The organism is Serratia sp. S4 (genome assembly GCF_000347995.1).
GTDB lineage: Bacteria > Pseudomonadota > Gammaproteobacteria > Enterobacterales > Enterobacteriaceae > Serratia > Serratia quinivorans.
In genome coordinates this window covers 647,207-666,336 of record NZ_KB661120.1, presented here as the reverse complement: position 1 = coordinate 666,336, position 19,130 = coordinate 647,207, and the positions used below count along the sequence as shown (strand labels likewise).

Genomic DNA, 19,130 nt, shown 5'->3' with positions numbered 1-19,130 from the left:
CTCACCGACCTAATTGGCTACAGAGCCACGTCCTTAATCCGTTTTTGCTCGTTGGGAGAGATCTCCGGTTGGGACTTGATATAGTCCACCACCGCTTCTGCCGCACCGCTGCCGGCCACCGTCTTGATGTTACGCCCTTCGGTAAAGGCGCTGAACCCATCTCCGCCCGTCGCCAGGAATGAATTCACCACAATCGGGTACCAGGCGTCATCCTTGAGCGGCTGCCCCTGCACCGTTAACGAGACGATGCGCTGATTGAGCGGCTTGCGGCTATCGTATTTCATCTCGATGCCCTTCGAGACTTGCAGGATGCCATTGGTCAGATTTGCCGCATGATTCATTAACGAACGTAGCTGTTTGCCGTTGATTTCCATGTAGCTCAAGTCGTCCGGGAAAGGAAACAGGGTGATAATATCGCCCAGTTTAATTTCCCCCTGAGCCAGCTCACTTCTCAAACCGCCACTGTTGACGAAGGCGAATTGCGCCCGTGGATCCATGGCTAAAAAGGCATCACCGACCATATTGCCTACGGGAGAAGACTCACCATAAGAGCGCGTCAATTCTGCACTGGCCTTACCAATTTTCTGCTGAGTGATCTCTTTCAGCTTATCCGTCCATAGCGCGATCTTATCCGCCGTTGCCCGATCGGGTTCAACATCGCCAGCGTAAATATTGATTAGCCGTCCTTTATAGCCGGTGATCTTTTTACTTTTATCGTCAATATTCAGCACCAGTTTTCCCAGATCGATGCCATAGGCATCGGTGGAAACAATTAATGTATTGTTCACCTTGATGGGTTCCGGCGTACCCACATGAGCATGACCGGTAATAATGATATCCAGCCCCTGCACCTGCTTTGCCAACTCAATGTCTTTATTTAACCGCCGACTCACGTCCGTCGCACCAAAACTGGATTGCCGTGCCGGCACGCCTTCATGAATTAACAATACGGTAATGTCTACCTTGTCGCGGATCTGTCCAAGATATTTATTCAGGTATTCCACTTCGTCGCGCATCTCGACACCCTTGCGCATATTTTTATTTACCGTATCGTAGAAAGCGAATTTCCCATGCAAACCAATCACGCCAACCTTAACGCCGGCCTTCTCCAAAATAACCCAGGGTTTATCCCACACCGGTTTATCGCTATTTTCATAGAACAGGTTGCCTAATAACGCAGGAAAGGTGGCCTTATTCATCTGCTGAATCATATTAGGTACACCATGATCAAATTCATGATTACCGATAGAAACAGCATCAAACGACATTTGATTCATCACATCAATGATAGCCTCACCCTTCGTTAGCGTGCTGATATAAGGACCGGTAAAAAAATCCCCGGCATCGAAGAAGAAGAAGACGCCATCATCTTTGGCTTTGGCCTGTTTGACGATAGTGGCAATATTGGCGAATCCCCCCACTGGTTTTTCTTTGCTGACATAAGGGGCTTTAAAAGGGAGCACATTGGCATGCAAGTCGTTGGTATGATATATCGTAAGGTCAACAGCCTGAACAGAGGCGCTGGTAAAAAATGCCACTGTGACTAGTGGAAAGATAAACTTTGATATTTTCACGTAATATTCCCTCAATCCATGTGTAGGGCACAGCCTGATCCAATATGCGGTTTTTGAATCACCCTTTATTTAAACGCGTTAAGTGTATTGTAATACCTGATGATTGGAGATTAACTGCCCTGCCGTCTGAATATAACAGGGTAAATATGAATGAAAAACGACAGACGCGCTTAGTTAAACATAGCATCCACTTTTGTTTTGTGAATTATGTCATATTTGAAAAATAAGACTCAGTCCATTATCGAGTCATTTATTGATTGTCATTAACTTGTTATTCGAAAGGCAATTACAATACGTAAAAAACAAAATGAAAAAATGGCAAAGCATCCATAACGAAAATATAATTCCCGGAAAAAAACCCATCACACTGAAAATAACTCTCGTGTATTTCGCTGTAATTGGGCGCCGATCATCTCCTCCGACTCTGGGCGCAATTGGCACAGAGCAGCGAACACTTCAGCAGCGCGCTCGGGGCGGTTCGGTTGCCCCTGGTAACCGGCCAGCGGCATGTCGGGCGCATCGGTTTCCAACAGCAGCGACGTCAACGGCAGTTGGGCCATGACATTACGGGTTTTCTGCGCCCGCTCATAGCTGATGGTGCCACCGACGCCAATGTAATATCCCAGGCGGATAAACGCCTGCGCCTGCGACAGACTGCCGGCAAAGCCGTGCACCACGCCGCGACGAGGTACTTCGGTGCGGCGCAGCATCGCCGCCAACTGATCGTGGCTGCGGCGCGAATGCAGGATCACCGGCAAATCGTATTGCTTTGCCAGCTTCAATTGCGCGGTTAACACCTGCTGTTGGCGCTCGAACTGCGGGTTTTCCATATACAGATCGAGGCCAATCTCCCCCACCGCCACCAGCTTCGGCGGTCGGCTGGCCAGGAACCCCGCCAATTGTTCCAGCTCCGGCTCATGGTGCTCGGCAATATACAGCGGGTGTAGCCCCAGGGCGGCAAACAGCGGTGGATAATCGCGTGCCAACTTCAATACCCGCACAAAACGATCGGCGGTCACCGTAGGCACGATAATCCGTCGCACGCCCGCTTGCTCCGCCAACGCCAGGCTTTCGCGTTCTTGACCGCTGAACGGCGGGAAATCGAAGTGGCAGTGGGTGTCGGTGAAGTCGTGCATCACAGCAGGCCACCCTCGCCCGGTGGCACTTCACCCGGCAAAATAATGTCCATCGCCGCCAGCTTGGCTTCCGACGGGTTGGCAAGATCGCGCGGGTGACTGATGTCGGTAATAATCGGTGAAGGCATGATGACGTTCTCCGGTTGGATCAAACGACGTGACAGCGCCTTTTTCACCTTCATGCCGTCCAGTTTGTCCTGTTCTACCAGCCAGTGACCGACGGTTGCCAGGAAGTAGCGCCCGCACTTACGGCCCAGGTGATAGTCCTGATTGAGCGACGTGACGCGACTCCCCAGGGCATTACTGGCCAACGGCTTCGGCGGGAAAATCTCGAAGATGCGCAGCTCGCCGGGCGGCTTCTCAATAAACTGCTGGATGCGGTGGTAACTTTGCTCGTGGTGTTGCAGGATGCGCACCATCTGCTGCAGGCTGCTTTCGCTCAGCCAGTGCTCCATGCGTTTCATCCACTGCGGCGTGTAGTACATCTGCGACGGCACGGTGCGGATCACCACGATGGTATCCGCGCCACGGCGATAGGCTTCTTCAACCGGGATCGCATCGCTGATGCCACCATCCTGATAGCTGACGCCGTCCAACTCCACTCCCATGCGGTAAAAACCGGGGATGGCGCTGGATGCTTTAATGGCCGGTAGCCAGCTTTCGCGTTGCGCGGGCAGGTAGGTCGGTTCGAAGTCATCACTGCGGCAGGCGCACATCAGGAATTCACGGCCATCAACCAGGCTTTTTTCCGCAACGTCCATCGCCAGCGGCAGCTGTTGGGTCGTGGTATCGAGCAGCCAGTCGAGATCGATAAGATGCCCACCGCGCACAAAGCGCAATGGGTTAAAAAATTCAGCGGAAGTGGTGTAGCGGGTGATCACCCGCCGCGCGTAACCCATCTGGCCACAAATAAAAGCCGAGAGGTTTTGCGCGCCGGCAGAAGTGCCGATCATCAGATCAAAAGGATTAAAGCGGGCACGCTGGAACTCGTCCAGCACGCCGGCAGTAAAAATGCCGCGCTGCCCGCCCCCTTCACATACCAGCGCCATTTTACCGGGCCGGTAAGGTTTATACGCCAGCGGTTCGATATTGCCGAGCGTGATGGGTATTCTGTATCCCAACCCTGCATCCTCAGTGAGACGTTTTACCCGAGGATACCTTGTCTTGCTCTCTTCCGTAATCCTCTTGCAGTACACCAGAGAGGCAATCATTGCTGCCCATCAGCCAGATGCAGTCGCTGTCAGACCACTGCGCCAACCTCTGACACACCCGGCCCTTCAGCTGTTTCCAGCGTCCGAGGATGATGTCGCTGTTCATGACTGACCTCCCTACTGCGAGAAAACAGATTAAGCTTTGTTACACTTTGAGGATAAAGCTAAGGGCGTCGGCGACCGGTAAACAGGCTGACCAGGAACAGAATGATCCCTACGACGAAGACGATTTTTGCAGCCCAGGCGGCGGTACCCGCCAGTGAACCAAAACCTAATGCTGCAGCAATCAATGCGATGACTAAAAAGATAATGCCCCAACGAAACATAAGCTTCTCCTTACCATAGTGAAAAAACGCATCGCAATCCGTGCCCTTCTCGGGCGCCACCAGACTGCCGGTCAGTTTCTTTTTTTGATGGTGCATCCTGGGCTAGCCTCACGGCTAACCCAGAATTTGGTGCTTGTTGTTACGCTTGCTAAAAAATTTATGGCTTAACGACCAGGTCGTTTTTAACGCTTTTCACACCGTCGATAGCCTTGGCAATGCTTTCTGCACGCTCTGACTGCGCCTGAGTTTTCACTTCACCGGAAAGCTGCACCACACCGTCGGTGGTTTCTACTTTCACGTTGCGCGAAGGGACGATGTCATCGGCCAGCAGTTTGGCCTTCAGTTCGCTGGTGGTCGCGGTATCACCGGCATAAGCCTTCATCGACTGTTTGCCTTCGTCTTTCACGTGCAGCTTGTCGCTGACGGATTTGACGCCTTCCACTTTACCGGCCACTTCAACCGCGTGCTCGGCCTGCGCCTGGCTGCCGACAAAACCACTCAGGGTGACGGTGCCTTTTTCGGTTTTCACCGAGATATCAGAGCTGGCGATGGATTTGTCATCGACCAACGCACTTTTAACTTTAGCCGTTGTTGCGCTGTCATCCATGTAGCCGTCAACTTTTTTCATGGAGCTATCGATTTTGGCACCCGCGCTATCAGCGGCACTTGACGCTTTATTGAGCAGAGTATCTTCAGCCAGCGCGCTGCCACTAACCAGAACGGAACCCAAAACAACAGCCATCAGTGATTGTGCAAATTTAGTATTTTTCATCGATCTCTTCCTTTGGTTGCGGATCCAAAATGGTTAGGATCCTTCAGCCGCCATAACGCGGCCCACTCAGTAATACTTCACGATTTCTATACGTTCAAACATTCACGCTAAACGATTGTTGCCACATCAGGAGTATTGCAACGGTCGTGCCAATTTTAAAAAACCATTTAAAATCAATAACAAAATAAATAACGCTTACATTTTAGGCTAAAAACTGTCGCCTATTGACGACAACATCTATCAGTAAAATCAATGTTATTGCTATGTTATTGATTTCTAAAACATCACACTGTCTCTTATTGGCAACAGTGCAGAATAACTCGCTACCGTTAAGACAAAGCGCAGTGAATTACGCTTAACGGTTCGGTTATGCCCTGTTAAATATAGACCATATGACAGAAAAAGCAGGTATTGCCGGGCAAATCCTGGCGGCTGCGGGGGGACTGAAAAGATGAAGGAGACTTATTAATTAGCAGAATGGGGTGAAGCAATATAACACAGGGCGCCCTAAGACTGCTGACAAAGCACGTTATTAGGGAGAGCGTGCCGAAGGGGTCGTAGCGGCTTGCCCGCCGGAGCGCCCCTCGGTGCGCTAGGCCCGGGTATCTCGGCTTCAAAGACAACTTTGTCACCAGAAACTAAGGGCGCCCTAAGGCGCCCTGCTGTTCCGTTACCGTTAGTGCTCGCGTGTTTTGCGGAACACCACTTCAGGGTAGCGTTCCTGGGTGATATTCAAGTTAACCATGGTTGGCGCGATGTAAGACAGGTTGTCGCCGCCGTCCAATGCCAGGTTAAGCTCACACTTGCGCTTGAACTCTTCAAACTTCTTCACGTCGCTGCATTCCACCCAACGGGCGGTCGAAACGTTGACCGACTCGTACAAGGCTTCGACGTTGTATTCGCTTTTCAGGCGTGCAACCACCACTTCGAACTGCAGCACACCGACCGCGCCGACGATCAAATCGTTGCTGGCGATCGGACGGAATACCTGCACCGCCCCTTCTTCGGACAGTTGCACCAGGCCTTTCAGCAGCTGTTTTTGCTTCAACGGATCGCGCAGACGAATGCGACGGAACAGCTCCGGCGCGAAGTTCGGAATACCGGTGAACTTCATATCTTCACCCTGGGTGAAGGTATCGCCGATCTGAATGGTGCCGTGGTTATGCAGACCAATAATATCGCCCGGATAAGCCTCTTCAACATGCGAACGGTCACCCGCCATAAAGGTCAGGGCGTCGGAGATCACCACGTCTTTACCGGTGCGCACCTGGCGCAGCTTCATGCCTTTCTCGTAGCGTCCGGAGACCACACGCATAAAGGCTACTCGGTCACGGTGTTTAGGATCCATATTGGCCTGGATCTTGAACACGAAACCGCTGAATTTCTCTTCTGCGGCTACCACTTCACGGGTGCTGCTTTGACGCGGCATCGGCGCTGGAGCCCAGGCCACCAGGCCGTCAAGCATATGGTCCACACCGAAGTTACCCAAAGCGGTACCGAAGAATACCGGCGTCAAATCACCGCTCAGGAAAGCTTCATGATCGAACTCGTGGGATGCGCCCTGCACCAGCTCCAGCTCTTCACGCAGCTGCGCGGCCAGGTCTTCACCCACGGCGGCATCCAGCTCCGGGTTATCCAACCCTTTGACTATGCGCACTTCCTGAATGGTGTGGCCTTTACCGGTCTGGTAAAGATAGGTTTCATCCTTGTACAGATGATAAACCCCTTTAAACAGCTTGCCGCAGCCGATAGGCCAGGTGATAGGTGAGCAGGCGATTTTCAGCTCACGCTCCACTTCATCCATCACTTCCATCGGATCGCGGATATCGCGGTCCAATTTGTTCATAAAGGTCAGGATCGGCGTATCGCGCAGGCGGGTAACTTCCATCAGCTTGCGGGTACGATCCTCAACCCCTTTGGCGGCGTCGATCACCATCAGACAGCAGTCGACGGCGGTCAGGGTGCGATAGGTATCTTCGGAGAAGTCTTCGTGCCCCGGGGTGTCCAGCAGGTTAACCAGACATTCGCGGTACGGGAACTGCATCACCGAGGTGGTGATTGAGATCCCACGCTGCTTTTCCATTTCCATCCAGTCGGATTTGGCATGCTGATTTGAGCCGCGGCCCTTTACCGTACCGGCGGTCTGGATAGCCTGTCCGAATAACAACACCTTTTCGGTAATGGTGGTTTTACCGGCATCGGGGTGCGAGATGATGGCGAAAGTTCTTCTTTTCGAGACTTCGCGGGCAAATTCACTAGGAGACATGTTTTTCAGATTCTACAGTTAGTCCGCCCTGCGAAAGCATCAGAACGCGCCGCGCACGGCGCCAGGCAAAGCGGTAAATAAAAGATAATAGCCGGGCATTTTCGCTGATTTACCCACCGGTGACAATCAATGCTTTTCCCGGCGGGAAAGTTAGGATCGAGATATTCGCTATGCCAGCGGCAGTGCCATGACTATCGCGTCTTCACGTCCATGGGCTGCAGGGTAGTAGTTACGGCGGATGGTCACTTCATTAAAGCCGAGATCTTCGTACAGCGCGATGGCCGCACGGTTAGAGGCACGCACTTCCAGCCACAGCGTAAACACGCCGCGGGGCTCCAACTGTGCAATCAGCGCTTCCAGCAATTGACGGCCAAAGCCCCGGCGTTGCCAGTCCGGATGAATGGCGATATTGAACAGCGTGGCTTCATCCAGCACGATTTGGGTGATGGCAAAACCCGCCATCTGCCCGTCGGCTTCCAGTTTCAGGTTAAGGTAGCGATCGCCCTGATTAGTGGCAAAGGTAGCTTGTGTCCAGGGAAAGGCGTGGCTGGCCTGCTCAATCTTGAAGGCTGTGGCCAGGTCGGCCGCGGTCAGGGTAGAAATCTTGTTCATGATGACAAATCTGCTGCCAGAGTGCGCGTTTGGCACTCGCATCGAGAGAAAGCTCGGCCAGTGCCGGGCTGTATAGCTGCGCGCCGGCCACCGCAAGCGGCTCCGCAACGCCCAACCGCCAACTGTTGCATTCGGTATCCTCAGGCAACATAGCCACCTGATCCGGCGTCAGGCCATAGGTTTGAGCCGGGGTCAGGCCCAGGCTGCGCAGCACGTCGCAAAACAGCGGATCGTTATGCTCAGGCAAGGCCTGCGCCACGACCAGTAAACGCACCTCGGGTGGCAGGCTGACGGCTACTTCGCCCTGCAACACGCCCGGGCGGCGCAATGTCCACTGCGTAATACCCAGTTGTTGTAACAGCCAGTCGCGTTTTGATGCCATGCCGATTCCTGTCAGGATCTACCCGTTGTGGTGCGCCATGCCTGCCATGCGCCGCGCTATGCTAACAAACCCGCGCGGCCTGCGCCAACAAACCCGTCGAACATATCGCCACAAAGCTCTATAATCCCCGGTCTAATTTCTAGGAGCCAAAACCTGATGTCTGCATTAACCCCCGCCAGTGAAGTCATGCTGCGCCACAGTGATGAGTTTATCGAACGCCGCGTTCTGTTCGCCGGTGACCTGCAGGACGCCCTGCCGGCCCAATTTGAGGCCGCGGATGTGCGTGTCCATACCCAGCAATACCATCACTGGCAGTTACTGAACCGGGCGATGGGTGACAACGTGCAGTACGGCCTGACCGTAGACGCTGCGTTCGTCGCCGAGTGCGATACGCTGATCTACTACTGGCCGAAGAGCAAACAGGAAGCGCAATTCCAGCTGTGCAACATTCTGGCACTGCTGCCGGTAGGCACTGACGTGTTCGTGGTCGGTGAGAACCGCAGCGGTGTGCGCAGCGCCGATCAGATGGTGGAAGACTACGCCACGCTGGTGAAAATCGACAGCGCCCGCCGCTGTGGCCTGTATCACGGTCGCCTGGACACCCAGACCGAATTCAACCTGGAAGACTGGTGGGAAAGCTATCAGTTGCACGATCTGGAAGTGAAAACCCTGCCGGGCGTGTTCAGCCGCGACGGACTGGATGTCGGTAGCTCACTGCTGCTGTCGACGCTGGATAAACACATGAAAGGCAAAGTGCTGGACGTGGGTTGTGGTGCCGGTGTGATGGCCTCGGTGCTGTCCAAACTGTCGCCAAAAATGAAGCTGACCCTCAGCGATGTCAACGCCGCAGCCATTGAATCCAGCCGCGCAACGCTGGCCGCTAACGGGATTGAAGGTGAAGTGATCGTCAGTAACGTCTATTCCGACATTACCGGCCGTTTCGATCTGATCATCTCCAACCCACCGTTCCATGATGGGCTGCAAACCAGCCTGACGGCGGCGGAAACCCTGATCCGCGGAGCGTTGAAGCACTTAGGCGTCGGCGGTAAACTGCGCATCGTGGCCAACGCCTTCCTGCCTTACCCGGACATTCTGGACGCCACCTTCGGCAGCCATGAAGTGCTGGCGCAAAACGGCCGCTTCAAGGTGTACCAGGCAACCGTTGCCCGTGCACCACGCGATGCCAAGAAGAAGAAATAAGTAACGCCGCCCGCAAATAGCGGGGATCAGGGCGCAGCGTTCACACGCCGCGCCCTTTTTTTATCCGTTGATATAGGTCATCGACTCTGCGCCATAGCGTGCGCCTGCCGCCGCCTGCAACGGAAACACCGCCTCAATCGCCGCCAGTTCCGCCTGGCTCAGCGTCAGTTCGACCGCCGCAATGTTCTCTTCCAGATAACGACGGCGCTTGGTCCCCGGGATCGGCACAATATGTTCGCCCTGCGCCAATACCCACGCCAATGCCAGCTGTGAAGGCGCTACGCCTTTCTGTTTGGCCAATTCAGTCACTTTCGCCACCAGTTCCAGATTGCGGGCAAAGTTTTCCCCCTGGAAACGCGGGTTGCTGCGGCGGAAGTCGTCGGCATCCAGATCTTCCGGCCGTTGGATAGCTCCGGTCAGAAAACCTCTCCCTAACGGGCTGTAAGGAACAAAGCCGATGCCCAGACGCTCACAGGCTGCCAATACCCCTTGCTCGGCATCACGCGTCCACAGTGAATACTCGGTCTGCAACGCGGTTATCGGATGCACCTTGTGCGCACGCTCCAGCGTAGCGACCGAAGCCTCGCTCAACCCGATGTAGCGGATTTTACCTTCGCTAATCAGGTCCGCCATGGTGCCAACCACCTCTTCGATCGGCACTTCTGGATCCACGCGATGCTGGTAATAAAGATCTATCACCTCAACCCCAAGCCGTTGCAGGCTGCCTTCTACCGAACGACGGATATACTCCGGCCGACTACTGACGCCCCGGGCGTCGGGATCGGCCGGATCGCGCAGAATGCCAAATTTGGTGGCCAGGAAGACCTGCTGCCGTTTGCCCTTGATCGCTTTACCAATCAACCGTTCGTTGGTGTGCGGGCCGTACATGTCGGCGGTATCGAGCAGAGTCACCCCCAGTTCCAATGCCCGGTGCAGTGTGGCGATGGCCTCTTTTTCGTCCTGCGCCGTCGAATAGAAATCACTCATCCCCATGCAGCCCAGCCCCAGGGCAGAAACGGTCGGGCCATTGGGACCTAATTGACGTTGTTGCATTGTGTTGCCCTCATGCGGTTTTCATCAGCGGAGTGCTGGTACAACAGAGTCTGGTTGTTTACCCTGAAAAGATAAATAATGCGGATTACACATCACTGTTCAAAAATCGCTAACAATACGGAGCGGCAAAATGGATCAGATCCAGGCCATGCGCATTTTCACCCGCATCGTCGAACTGGGCAGTTTCAGCCGGGCAGCCGAGCGTTTACAATTACCTCGTGCCACGGTCAGCAATGCCCTCAAACGGCTTGAACAGCGCCTCGGCGTCCGCTTACTGATCCGCACCACCCGTCAGGTGCAGGTGACCAGCGAAGGCACGCTGTATTATCAGCGCTGCGTGCAGTTGCTGGGTGCGCTGGAAGAAGCAGACACGCTGTTCAGTCACCATAAGCTGCAGCCCTCCGGCAAGGTACGCATTGATATGCCCCATTCGCTGGCGCGCGAAATCGTGATCCCCGCTCTGGATGACTTTTACCAACGTTATCCGGATCTGACTCTGGCGTTGGGCGCCAACGATACTCATGTTGATCTGCTGCGCGAGGGGGTGGATTGCGTGCTGCGCGCCTGGGAAACCGAAGATGACAGCCTGGTGGCACGACGCATCGCCATGCTGCCACAGTTGACCTGTGCTTCTCCCGGCTATCTGGCCGCGTTCGGTGTCCCCCAGTCGATTGACCAGTTGCAGCAGCATCAGGCGGTGGGCTACTTTTCCCTCGCCAGTAACCGTAATTACCCGCTGGAGTTTTGCCGCAACGGTAAAGTGGAGTTGCGCGAATTGCCCGCCAGGCTGAGCGTCAGCGGTGCCGATGCTTACACCAGCGGCTGTCGCGCCGGCATGGGGCTGATACAGGCGGCGCATTACTCGCTGGCGCCCTGGCTGCAGAAAGGGGAATTAGTCGAAGTATTGGCGGAAACCCCGCCGCCGCCGATGCCCATTTACATCATGTATCCCCCCGGCCGTTTCCTTGCGCCGCGGGTCAGGGTATTGATTGACTGGCTGATTTGGCTGTTTGAACAGTATCAACAGCCCAAAACGGACGTTTTTCCAGCAAACACCCGCAAACAGGGGAAATAACTATTGACGTCCCCGCCAAAATCTCTAGAATTCGCCTCCGTGGTACGTTACTCCGGTAATGTTTCTTGGAATGCGAAGGTGGCGGAATTGGTAGACGCGCTAGCTTCAGGTGTTAGTGTCCTTACGGACGTGAGGGTTCAAGTCCCTCTCTTCGCACCAAATAACCACATGATTTATATTGCACAGCATCAATGCGAAGGTGGCGGAATTGGTAGACGCGCTAGCTTCAGGTGTTAGTGTTCTTACGGACGTGAGGGTTCAAGTCCCTCTCTTCGCACCAAGCTGGTGATATAAATCGAAAGCAAAATAAAGATATCGGCTGTGCGAAGGTGGCGGAATTGGTAGACGCGCTAGCTTCAGGTGTTAGTGTTCTTACGGACGTGAGGGTTCAAGTCCCTCTCTTCGCACCAATCGATAACTCTCTCCGGTAATATCCCCAAAGTAATCCCCAATCGAAACAATGAAGAACACGCGAAAGCGTGGTTTTTGCGTTTTCAGCCCAGATTGAAGTTCAGACCGATCGCCGCCAGTCCACCGGCCAGCGCCATGCAGGAAGGCAGCAGCAGGTAGTGTCGCCAACGGCTATTGAACAGCATCACCAGGGTGGCCAGCATGGCAATCACAATCAGCGTGCGCAATTGCATCATATCCAGGTTGATCAATGCCAGTAACGGCAACAAGGCGCAGGGCAGCAAAACGCCCCAGGCGCTGGCCAGACGGCTACCCAGGCACCAACTGACGCCCCACAGCCCACACGCGGTAATCATGGCGGCAATCATGATAACCCTACCCTTCAAGTGATAATGAGAACCAATATCATATACCACTTTTTTTCACTGCGCATCATTTTCGCCGCGACGGTCAAACGCGGATGACATAACGGTTGAAAAATGATAATTTGCCATAAGAAAATTCCTAGTCTAATTCGCATGTTAATAATCACAATCTACAACCATACAATGCGAGTGTTTAATTCCCACCGACAGAATTTTTCGCAACCTTACCTTTTCGACAGATCGATATTGTAAAGAGTGAATTCCGCATGAACGCGCGTTCTTATCAGGAACTGCTGAACAGCAAACACCGCTTATCATTATTTTTATTTTTATTGATGAACGCGGCCTCTTCCGTATTTACATTATTAGTCCCGTTTCAAAATAAACCCGCTTTTACCCTGCCTTTATTAGGTATACCGCTATTTTGTCTGGCGGCATTTTTATTTACCTTGCAGTCTCCGCGGTTATACGTCAAAAAACTGAATCTATTTTCCTGCGTCTTGGGTCTGCTGTGGGCGGCACATATTTACCTTAAAAGTCAGCACTGTGCGCCGAACAACCAAAGTTTTCTATTAATTAGCCTGTTCAGTATGTTTTTTATCAGCGCCATTGCCTTAACTGATAATTTTATCGCCTTCTGCCTGCACGCCGTTCCATCCGCATTAGTCATTCTATTACTGGACGGCATGCACAATACCATGCGGATAGTATTCACCACGGTATTGCCGATTATCGCGTTCTCTATCCATCACCTGATGCTTAAACGCAGCGAACACTTTACCCAAACCCTGGTGGCTAATCTGTATAACGAACGGGACAGGTTCAGCAATTTAAGCATGATCGATCCCTTAACCGGGCTCTATAACCGTCGTGGCCTGGAGAATAAAATCAATATGTTGCCGGCGGCCGCGTCAGACTGCCATTTCGTGCTGCTGCTCGATATCGATCACTTCAAGGCTTATAACGATAATTATGGCCATACCATGGGTGACCAGGCGCTGGTGCAGGTCGCCATCGCCATCCGCGATTCGGTACGTTCACGCGATATCGTGGTGCGTTACGGTGGAGAGGAGTTTTTGGTGCTGTTGACCAACGTGAATGAGGATTACGCCACCCAAGTGGCTGAACGGGTGCGCCAGCGGGTGCAGGAACTCAAAATCCCCCATCGCTTTAACCAGTTTGAAACCACCACGGTCACGCTCAGTGCCGGGATCTCCGCGTTGGACAAGCTGGATGTGGCCTCGGCGATCCGGGCGGCCGACGCCGCGTTATATCAGGCGAAAAACAACGGCCGCAATAATATTCAGCTGGCGCAAAACGTTCAACCCGCCGCCGTGTGAGCCGGCGGGCTGTGAGCTTAGCGGCGTCGCTGCTGCAGGCCGTAAGCAAACACCACGGCAAAACACAGCAGCGGCAGGCAATACGACAACGCCGTGCTATACCTGTCCGCCAGCGCCCCCATAAAGTAAGGCATGATGGCACCGCCAACGATCGCCATGATCATAAAGGAGCTGGCGCGCTTGGTGTGTTTGCCCATGTTTTTCACCCCGAGGGCGAAAATGGTCGGGAACATAATAGACATAAAGAAGAATACGGCGATCAGCGCCACCACCGAGATGCCATCCATACTGAGCATGACGACACCGCACAGCACAATGTTGACCAACGAGTAAACCATCAACAGCGTGGCCGGTTTGACCCTGCCCATCAGCCAGGTGCTGAAGAAGCGTCCGACCATAAAGCAAATCATGGCGATAGAAAGCAAATAGGACGCGCTTTGGTTGGAAACGTCACTCCAGTGTTCGGTGGCATAGTTAATAAAGAACGCACCAACACCGACCTGTGCCGCCACGTAGAAGAACTGGGTGATCACCCCGCCAACAAAGTGCTTGTGCTGCCACAACCCCTGAGCAATTTCACCGTGCTCCGGCTGCTCTTCCTCGCGGATGTCCGGCAACCGGGTGCGGCTGAACAAAAAGGCAATCAGCAGTACCAACACGGCGATCGCCACATAGGTCATCTTCACCGCACTCTGGTCACCGCTGCTCGCCCCCTGGGTGGCGGAGAAAAACAGCGTGCCGCCGATCATCGGGCCGATAAACTGCCCTAACCCATTAAACGACTGGGACAGGTTCAGCCGCCGTTCGGCCCCCTTTGCGTCCCCCAATACCGTGGCGTAAGGGTTGGCGGCGGTTTCCAGGCAACCCAGCCCGCAGGCAATCACAAACAGCGCAAACAGGAACATGCCAAAACTGTTGGCGGAGGCCGCCGGTACAAACAGCAATGCCCCGAGCGCATACAGACACAGTCCGATCAGAATGCCGGCTTTGTAGCCTTTTTTATCCATAAAATAGCCGGCGGGCAGCGCCACCAGGAAGTAGGCGCCAAAATATGCCGCCTGTAATAATCCCGACTGCGCCTTGGTCACGTGCAGCGTTTCCTGAAAGTGCTTATTTAATACGTCCAGCAGGCCATATGACAGCCCCCACATAAAGAACAGGCTGGTCACCAAGATAAAAGCCCAGCGCAGATTGGCCGTCGCCTTGGCGCCCACCTGAGGTGGGGCAGCAGTTTTTTCAGCAAGCATTGATATATCCTCGGTAGGGTAAGTTATTGTTGTTTCAAAGAGAATATCCGCTCCATCACCACCCATTTTTCGCCTTGCGGCGTCCAGGGGGTGGCCACCTGGTAGTGCCACATCAGGGCTTCCCAGCGCTGCACGTGGGGATTGCTCAAACCGGCGGCGTCAAACCGCTCGGCATCGAATCCGCTACTGACTTCAACAATCATGAACAGCCGGGTACCCAGCCGGTAAATCTCCATATCCAGGATGCCGTGCTCACGCAGATGAGTGGCAATTTCTGGCCAGATGCGTTGGTGATAGGCCAGGTATTCCTCGATCAACGCCGGTGAGTCGACCAGATCGAGCGCCTGGCAGAAGCGCTGCCCCGTCCCCGTCACGCCACTCATGTGATAGCCCGGTCAAGATGCAGATACCCGCCGTCCACCGACAGCCATTGCCCGGTGGTGTGCGACGAACGCGATGAAATCAAAAATACCACGGTGTTGGCGATCTCCTGCGGTGTGGTCATCCGCTGTTCGAAAGGAATACGCGCGGTAATTTTCTCGAGCTGCTGCTCCGGCTGCTCGAAGGTATTGATCCAGCGCTGATACTGCGGCGTGATCACCTCCGCCGGTACCACCGCATTCACCCGCACGCCTTCATGGCGCAGCGACACCGCCCACTCGCGTGTCAACGCCAGCACCGCGCCCTTGGCGGCGGTATAGCCACTGGTGCCGCCCTGCCCGCTGAGTGCGGTCTTGGAGGCGATATTGACGATCGCCCCCTTGCTGCTTTGCAACGCCGACTGGCACAGGTGCGCCATCAGGTAGTAATGAATCAGGTTTTTCTCCAGCGATCCGACAAAGGCTTCACGCCCGGCCTCCAGCCCTACCCCATCGTTAACGCCAGCGTTATTCACCAATGCATCGATACGGCCGAAGGTTTCCTGCGTTTGCGCCACCGCCCGCCGACACTGCTGTTCTTCACACAAATCGGTGATGATCACCGTGCTCCGTGGCTGCAAGCGACGCAGCTGCGCCAGATACTCGGCCTCAGGCATGGCGTTAGTGACAATCACCGGGATTGCCCCTTCTTCAGCCAGCAGTTGGGAAACCGCCGCACCGATGCCGGAGCCGCCACCGGTAACCATCACCACCTTATCTTTCAGATACAGATCCATAACCAGACTCCGTTAACCCATAAATTCGGCATGCCGTGCCACCCCAAATCTCCGCCTGCTGCGAAGGACTCAGCGTGGCGATCGCCTGCTCATTCAGTTGATAAACCTGGCCGTAATCACCCGCCAGCAGGCACACCGGCCAGTCGGACCCGAACATCAGCCGTTGCGGGCCGAACGCCTCCAGCGCCGCCTCAAAAAACGGCAGTAGCTGTGAGGCCTGCCAATGCCCACCGGGGGCTTCGGTGATTAACCCGGAAAGCTTGCAGACCACGTGCGGCAACGCCGCCAGCGGTTTGATTTGCTGTGCCCAATGTTCTGCACCCTGAGCGATATCCGGTTTACCAAGATGGTCCAGCACCAGCCAGTAATCGTCATGTTCGGCGGCAAACTGCGCCGCCGCCGACAAATGCCGGTGAGTAACCAGAATGTCGTAGACGTAACCATGCCTCTGTAACGCCTGCATACCGCGCCGCACTTCCGGCAGCGCCAACCAGGCATCCGGCTGCGGCTCGTCTTGCACCAAATGACGCCACCCGCGCAGCAGCGGCTGCTGCCGCCATGCCTCCAGCCGCTGCGGCAGCTGCGGCGCGGTGATGTCCAGCCAGCCCACCACCCCGCATACGCCGCGGCTCTGCTGCACCTGCGCCAGCAGCGTTTGGGTTTCCTGCTCGCACTGCCGTGCCTGCACCACCAGCGCGCCGTCAAAACCGTGGTGTTGCAGCAGGGGTTCGAGCTGCTTTGGGCCAAAATCCTGTCGCAACACCGCCATCTGCTCGCTGATCCACGGATAGCGTTGCGGCTGGTAATGCCAGTAATGTTGGTGAGCATCGATGCGCAGCATGGTTTGTTTCCCGTTCAACCGCGGAACCGGTACTGTTCGAGCGACGCCGCATGCATCTCGATCGAATATCCGGGATTGAGCGGTGGCATATAGGCCGCCCCCTTAACCTCACAGGGATGGACAAAATGTTCATGCAGATGATCGACGTATTCGATCACCCGGCCGTCGTGGGTGCCGGCAATGCACAGGTAGTCGATCATCGACAGATGTTGAACGTATTCGCACAGTCCCACGCCACCGGCATGCGGACACACCGGCAGGTTGTATTTGGCCGCCATTAGCATCACCGCCAGCACTTCATTAACGCCCCCCAGGCGACAGGCGTCGATCTGCACCACGTCAATCGCTTCGCGCATAATGAACTGCTTGAACAGGATGCGGTTTTGGCACATCTCGCCGGTGGCCACCTTGACCGGATGCACCCCTTCGCGGATACGACGGTGCCCTTCCACGTCGTCCGGACTGGTCGGTTCTTCGATAAACCAGGGTTTGGCGAACGCCAGATGCTTCACCCAGGGAATGGCGTCGTTGACTTCCCAAACCTGGTTGGCGTCGATCATCAGTTGACGATCGGGGCCGATCACCTCGCGGGCAATGCGCACCCGGCGAATATCATCTTCCAGATCGCGCCCGACCTTCAGCTTCAGGTAGGAGAAACCGGCATCGACCGCTTCCTGGCACAACCGGCGCAGCTTATCGTCCGGGTAACCCAGCCAACCGGCGGAAGTGGTGTAGCAGGGATACCCGTCCTGCAGCAGCCGCTCCAGGCGCTGCTCCTTGCCGTGCGCCCGCTGCCTGAGCAAGGTAAGCGCTTCCTGCGGCGTAATGCAGTCAGTGATGTAGCGAAAATCGATGCAGCGTACCAGCTCCTCTGGAGTCATCTCTGCCACCAGTCGCCACACCGGTTTACCCTCGGCCTTGGCCCACAGATCCCAAACCGCGTTGATCACCGCCCCGGTCGCCAGGTGGATCGCGCCCTTGTCCGGGCCGATCCAGCGTAACTGGCTGTCACCGGTAAAACGTCGCCAGAAGGCGCCCATATCGGCGGCGATCTCTTCCAACGAAACCCCGACGATCTGATGCTCCAGCGCGCGGATCGCCGCACAGCAGATCTCATTGCCGCGGCCGATGGTAAAGGTCAGCCCGTGGCCGGTCAGATCGTCACGATCGGTCTCCAGGATCACGTAGGCGGCGGAATAGTCCGGATCCGGATTCATCGCGTCAGATCCGTCCAGCGCCAGCGAGGTGGGGAAGCGAATATCTTCAACCCGCAGTGCGGTAATTGTGGTCATGGCATGCTCCCCATCAGGCTTGTACGGTTGTTTGACACTGTTCACCCAATCCCTCAATGCCCAGGCGCATCGTCTGCCCGGCCTTCAGGTAGACCGGCGTTGGCTTTTGCCCCATGCCGACGCCCGGCGGCGTACCGGTGGAGATCACATCGCCCGGTTGCAGACTCATAAAGCGGCTCAAATAACTGATAATTTGTGGAATGCGGAAGATCATGGTGCTGGTATTGCCGTCCTGATAGCGTTTGCCGTCCACTTCCAGCCACAGATTCAGGCTATGGGGATCGGCAATTTCATCGGCAGTCACCAGCCAGGGGCCGGTAGGGCCAAAGGTGTCGCACCCCTTGCCCTTGTCCCAGGTGCCGCCGCGTTCGATTTGGAACTCACGCTCCGAGACGTCGTTGATCACGCAGTAGCCGGCGACGTGCTGCATCGCGTCCTGCTCGCTGATATAGCGCCCACCCTGACCAATGATCACCCCCAGCTCCACCTCCCAGTCGGTCTTAAGCGAGTCACGCGGGATCTGCACCTCGTCGTTAGGCCCGACCACCGCGCTGGTCCACTTGTTGAACACCACTGGTTCAGAGGGGATCGCCGCGCCGGTTTCCGCCGCATGGTCGGCGTAATTGAGACCAATACAGATAAACTTGCCGATGTGGCCCACGCACGGCCCCAAACGCGGCTGTCCAGCCACCTTCGGCAGTTGGTTGATGTCCAGCGCGCGCAGTTGGTCCAACGCGGCGGGCAGCAGTGCTTCACCACTCAGATCGGCGATGTGCTGCGAGAGGTCACGGATCTGACCCTGATTGTCCAATATCCCCGGACGTTCCTGCCCCGGTGCGCCATAACGTAAAAGTTTCATGCAATCCTCACT

At 55.2% G+C, this 19,130-nt stretch carries 20 protein-coding genes and 3 tRNA genes; 6 read left to right on the top strand and 17 right to left on the bottom strand.

Annotation, left to right across the window (positions count from 1 at the left end; all coding sequences use genetic code 11):
- Positions 1 to 17 precede the first annotated feature (17 nt).
- The 9 genes from SERS4_RS0103765 to SERS4_RS0103725 form a co-directional block, all read right to left on the bottom strand.
- A complete protein-coding gene (locus tag SERS4_RS0103765) occupies positions 18 to 1,568 on the bottom strand; it encodes a bifunctional UDP-sugar hydrolase/5'-nucleotidase (RefSeq protein WP_026142185.1) in 1,551 nt (516 codons plus the stop codon).
- A 368-nt stretch (positions 1,569 to 1,936) separates the two neighbouring features.
- Complete coding sequence (locus tag SERS4_RS0103760; protein ID WP_017891544.1) at positions 1,937 to 2,710, bottom strand: metal-dependent hydrolase; 774 nt, start codon at positions 2,708 to 2,710, stop codon at positions 1,937 to 1,939.
- Positions 2,710 to 3,831, bottom strand: a complete 1,122-nt coding sequence (locus SERS4_RS0103755; protein ID WP_012005109.1) for a patatin family protein — start codon at positions 3,829 to 3,831, stop codon at positions 2,710 to 2,712. The genes SERS4_RS0103760 and SERS4_RS0103755 overlap by 1 nt, the downstream gene beginning before the upstream one ends.
- A gap of 10 nt (positions 3,832 to 3,841) precedes the next feature.
- Positions 3,842 to 4,027, bottom strand: coding sequence for a hypothetical protein (locus tag SERS4_RS0103750; RefSeq protein ID WP_012005108.1), 186 nt, complete (start codon positions 4,025 to 4,027; stop codon positions 3,842 to 3,844).
- 58 nt (positions 4,028 to 4,085) lie between these two features.
- Positions 4,086 to 4,247 (bottom strand): DUF1328 domain-containing protein, encoded by a 162-nt coding sequence (locus SERS4_RS26105; protein ID WP_004857650.1) that lies wholly within the window; start codon positions 4,245 to 4,247, stop codon positions 4,086 to 4,088.
- A 157-nt stretch (positions 4,248 to 4,404) separates the two neighbouring features.
- Entirely contained in the window at positions 4,405 to 5,019 is a 615-nt protein-coding gene (osmY, locus tag SERS4_RS0103740; RefSeq protein WP_012005106.1) for a molecular chaperone OsmY, read from the bottom strand.
- Between the two features lie 676 nt (positions 5,020 to 5,695).
- Positions 5,696 to 7,285, bottom strand: a complete 1,590-nt coding sequence (gene prfC, locus SERS4_RS0103735; RefSeq protein WP_012005105.1) for a peptide chain release factor 3 — start codon at positions 7,283 to 7,285, stop codon at positions 5,696 to 5,698.
- A gap of 168 nt (positions 7,286 to 7,453) precedes the next feature.
- Positions 7,454 to 7,897 (bottom strand): ribosomal protein S18-alanine N-acetyltransferase, encoded by a 444-nt coding sequence (gene rimI, locus SERS4_RS0103730; RefSeq protein WP_017891543.1) that lies wholly within the window; start codon positions 7,895 to 7,897, stop codon positions 7,454 to 7,456.
- Positions 7,842 to 8,279, bottom strand: a complete 438-nt coding sequence (locus tag SERS4_RS0103725) for a DNA polymerase III subunit psi (protein ID WP_017891542.1) — start codon at positions 8,277 to 8,279, stop codon at positions 7,842 to 7,844. The genes rimI and SERS4_RS0103725 overlap by 56 nt, the downstream gene beginning before the upstream one ends.
- A gap of 156 nt (positions 8,280 to 8,435) precedes the next feature.
- Here SERS4_RS0103725 and rsmC point away from each other — a divergent pair, with 156 nt between their 5' ends.
- Entirely contained in the window at positions 8,436 to 9,479 is a 1,044-nt protein-coding gene (gene rsmC, locus SERS4_RS0103720; protein WP_012005102.1) for a 16S rRNA (guanine(1207)-N(2))-methyltransferase RsmC, read from the top strand.
- Positions 9,480 to 9,539: 60 nt separating this feature from the next.
- On the opposite strand, the gene SERS4_RS0103715 is transcribed toward rsmC, so the two are convergent.
- Positions 9,540 to 10,532, bottom strand: coding sequence for an aldo/keto reductase (locus SERS4_RS0103715; protein WP_017891541.1), 993 nt, complete (start codon positions 10,530 to 10,532; stop codon positions 9,540 to 9,542).
- A gap of 130 nt (positions 10,533 to 10,662) precedes the next feature.
- Between SERS4_RS0103715 and SERS4_RS0103710 the strand changes: the two genes are divergently transcribed.
- The 4 genes from SERS4_RS0103710 to SERS4_RS0103695 all read left to right on the top strand — a co-directional run bounded on the left by SERS4_RS0103710 (position 10,663) and on the right by SERS4_RS0103695 (position 12,017).
- The gene (locus SERS4_RS0103710; RefSeq protein ID WP_012005100.1) at positions 10,663 to 11,607 is read left to right on the top strand and encodes a LysR family transcriptional regulator; all 945 of its coding nucleotides are present in this window, start codon (positions 10,663 to 10,665) and stop codon (positions 11,605 to 11,607) included.
- Between the two features lie 72 nt (positions 11,608 to 11,679).
- Positions 11,680 to 11,766: transfer RNA gene (locus SERS4_RS0103705), tRNA-Leu, on the top strand.
- 34 nt (positions 11,767 to 11,800) lie between these two features.
- Positions 11,801 to 11,887: transfer RNA gene (locus SERS4_RS0103700), tRNA-Leu, on the top strand.
- A gap of 43 nt (positions 11,888 to 11,930) precedes the next feature.
- Positions 11,931 to 12,017, top strand: a tRNA-Leu gene (locus tag SERS4_RS0103695).
- An 84-nt stretch (positions 12,018 to 12,101) separates the two neighbouring features.
- On the opposite strand, the gene SERS4_RS0103690 is transcribed toward SERS4_RS0103695, so the two are convergent.
- Positions 12,102 to 12,386, bottom strand: coding sequence for a DUF1435 family protein (locus SERS4_RS0103690; RefSeq protein ID WP_012005099.1), 285 nt, complete (start codon positions 12,384 to 12,386; stop codon positions 12,102 to 12,104).
- A 263-nt stretch (positions 12,387 to 12,649) separates the two neighbouring features.
- Here SERS4_RS0103690 and SERS4_RS0103685 point away from each other — a divergent pair, with 263 nt between their 5' ends.
- Positions 12,650 to 13,723 (top strand): diguanylate cyclase, encoded by a 1,074-nt coding sequence (locus SERS4_RS0103685; protein ID WP_012005098.1) that lies wholly within the window; start codon positions 12,650 to 12,652, stop codon positions 13,721 to 13,723.
- 17 nt (positions 13,724 to 13,740) lie between these two features.
- Here the strand turns inward: SERS4_RS0103685 and fucP are convergent, their stop codons facing one another.
- From fucP to SERS4_RS0103655, 6 genes are read right to left on the bottom strand one after another with little or no spacing between them, the layout of a single operon-like run.
- On the bottom strand, positions 13,741 to 14,970 hold the full coding sequence (gene fucP, locus SERS4_RS0103680) for an L-fucose:H+ symporter permease (RefSeq protein ID WP_017891540.1): 1,230 nt from the start codon (positions 14,968 to 14,970) through the stop codon (positions 13,741 to 13,743).
- 23 nt (positions 14,971 to 14,993) lie between these two features.
- Positions 14,994 to 15,353: an L-rhamnose mutarotase gene (locus SERS4_RS0103675; protein WP_017891539.1), complete on the bottom strand. Its 360-nt coding sequence runs from the start codon at positions 15,351 to 15,353 to the stop codon at positions 14,994 to 14,996.
- Complete coding sequence (locus SERS4_RS0103670; RefSeq protein ID WP_017891538.1) at positions 15,350 to 16,126, bottom strand: SDR family oxidoreductase; 777 nt, start codon at positions 16,124 to 16,126, stop codon at positions 15,350 to 15,352. Before SERS4_RS0103670 ends, SERS4_RS0103675 begins: the two co-directional genes overlap by 4 nt.
- Complete coding sequence (locus tag SERS4_RS0103665; protein WP_017891537.1) at positions 16,104 to 16,967, bottom strand: amidohydrolase; 864 nt, start codon at positions 16,965 to 16,967, stop codon at positions 16,104 to 16,106. Before SERS4_RS0103665 ends, SERS4_RS0103670 begins: the two co-directional genes overlap by 23 nt.
- A gap of 14 nt (positions 16,968 to 16,981) precedes the next feature.
- Positions 16,982 to 18,259: an L-fuconate dehydratase gene (locus SERS4_RS0103660; RefSeq protein WP_012005093.1), complete on the bottom strand. Its 1,278-nt coding sequence runs from the start codon at positions 18,257 to 18,259 to the stop codon at positions 16,982 to 16,984.
- 13 nt (positions 18,260 to 18,272) lie between these two features.
- Entirely contained in the window at positions 18,273 to 19,118 is an 846-nt protein-coding gene (locus SERS4_RS0103655) for a fumarylacetoacetate hydrolase family protein (protein ID WP_017891536.1), read from the bottom strand.
- Between the last annotated feature and the right edge of the window lie 12 nt (positions 19,119 to 19,130).

What these genes read in the sequence shown, in the direction of transcription:
- fucP (WP_017891540.1), bottom strand. Translation starts at nt 14,970, where the DNA reads ATGCTTGCTGAAAAAACTGCTGCCCCACCTCAGGTGGGCGCCAAGGCG.
- SERS4_RS0103670 (WP_017891538.1), bottom strand. Translation starts at nt 16,126, where the DNA reads ATGGATCTGTATCTGAAAGATAAGGTGGTGATGGTTACCGGTGGCGGC.
- SERS4_RS0103750 (WP_012005108.1), bottom strand. Translation starts at nt 4,027, where the DNA reads ATGAACAGCGACATCATCCTCGGACGCTGGAAACAGCTGAAGGGCCGG.
- SERS4_RS0103710 (WP_012005100.1), top strand. Translation starts at nt 10,663, where the DNA reads ATGGATCAGATCCAGGCCATGCGCATTTTCACCCGCATCGTCGAACTG.
- SERS4_RS0103675 (WP_017891539.1), bottom strand. Translation starts at nt 15,353, where the DNA reads ATGAGTGGCGTGACGGGGACGGGGCAGCGCTTCTGCCAGGCGCTCGAT.
- SERS4_RS0103685 (WP_012005098.1), top strand. Translation starts at nt 12,650, where the DNA reads ATGAACGCGCGTTCTTATCAGGAACTGCTGAACAGCAAACACCGCTTA.
- rimI (WP_017891543.1), bottom strand. Translation starts at nt 7,897, where the DNA reads ATGAACAAGATTTCTACCCTGACCGCGGCCGACCTGGCCACAGCCTTC.
- SERS4_RS0103690 (WP_012005099.1), bottom strand. Translation starts at nt 12,386, where the DNA reads ATGATTGCCGCCATGATTACCGCGTGTGGGCTGTGGGGCGTCAGTTGG.
- SERS4_RS0103655 (WP_017891536.1), bottom strand. Translation starts at nt 19,118, where the DNA reads ATGAAACTTTTACGTTATGGCGCACCGGGGCAGGAACGTCCGGGGATA.
- SERS4_RS0103660 (WP_012005093.1), bottom strand. Translation starts at nt 18,259, where the DNA reads ATGACCACAATTACCGCACTGCGGGTTGAAGATATTCGCTTCCCCACC.
- SERS4_RS0103760 (WP_017891544.1), bottom strand. Translation starts at nt 2,710, where the DNA reads ATGCACGACTTCACCGACACCCACTGCCACTTCGATTTCCCGCCGTTC.
- SERS4_RS26105 (WP_004857650.1), bottom strand. Translation starts at nt 4,247, where the DNA reads ATGTTTCGTTGGGGCATTATCTTTTTAGTCATCGCATTGATTGCTGCA.
- prfC (WP_012005105.1), bottom strand. Translation starts at nt 7,285, where the DNA reads ATGTCTCCTAGTGAATTTGCCCGCGAAGTCTCGAAAAGAAGAACTTTC.
- rsmC (WP_012005102.1), top strand. Translation starts at nt 8,436, where the DNA reads ATGTCTGCATTAACCCCCGCCAGTGAAGTCATGCTGCGCCACAGTGAT.
- SERS4_RS0103665 (WP_017891537.1), bottom strand. Translation starts at nt 16,967, where the DNA reads ATGCTGCGCATCGATGCTCACCAACATTACTGGCATTACCAGCCGCAA.
- SERS4_RS0103715 (WP_017891541.1), bottom strand. Translation starts at nt 10,532, where the DNA reads ATGCAACAACGTCAATTAGGTCCCAATGGCCCGACCGTTTCTGCCCTG.
- osmY (WP_012005106.1), bottom strand. Translation starts at nt 5,019, where the DNA reads ATGAAAAATACTAAATTTGCACAATCACTGATGGCTGTTGTTTTGGGT.
- SERS4_RS0103725 (WP_017891542.1), bottom strand. Translation starts at nt 8,279, where the DNA reads ATGGCATCAAAACGCGACTGGCTGTTACAACAACTGGGTATTACGCAG.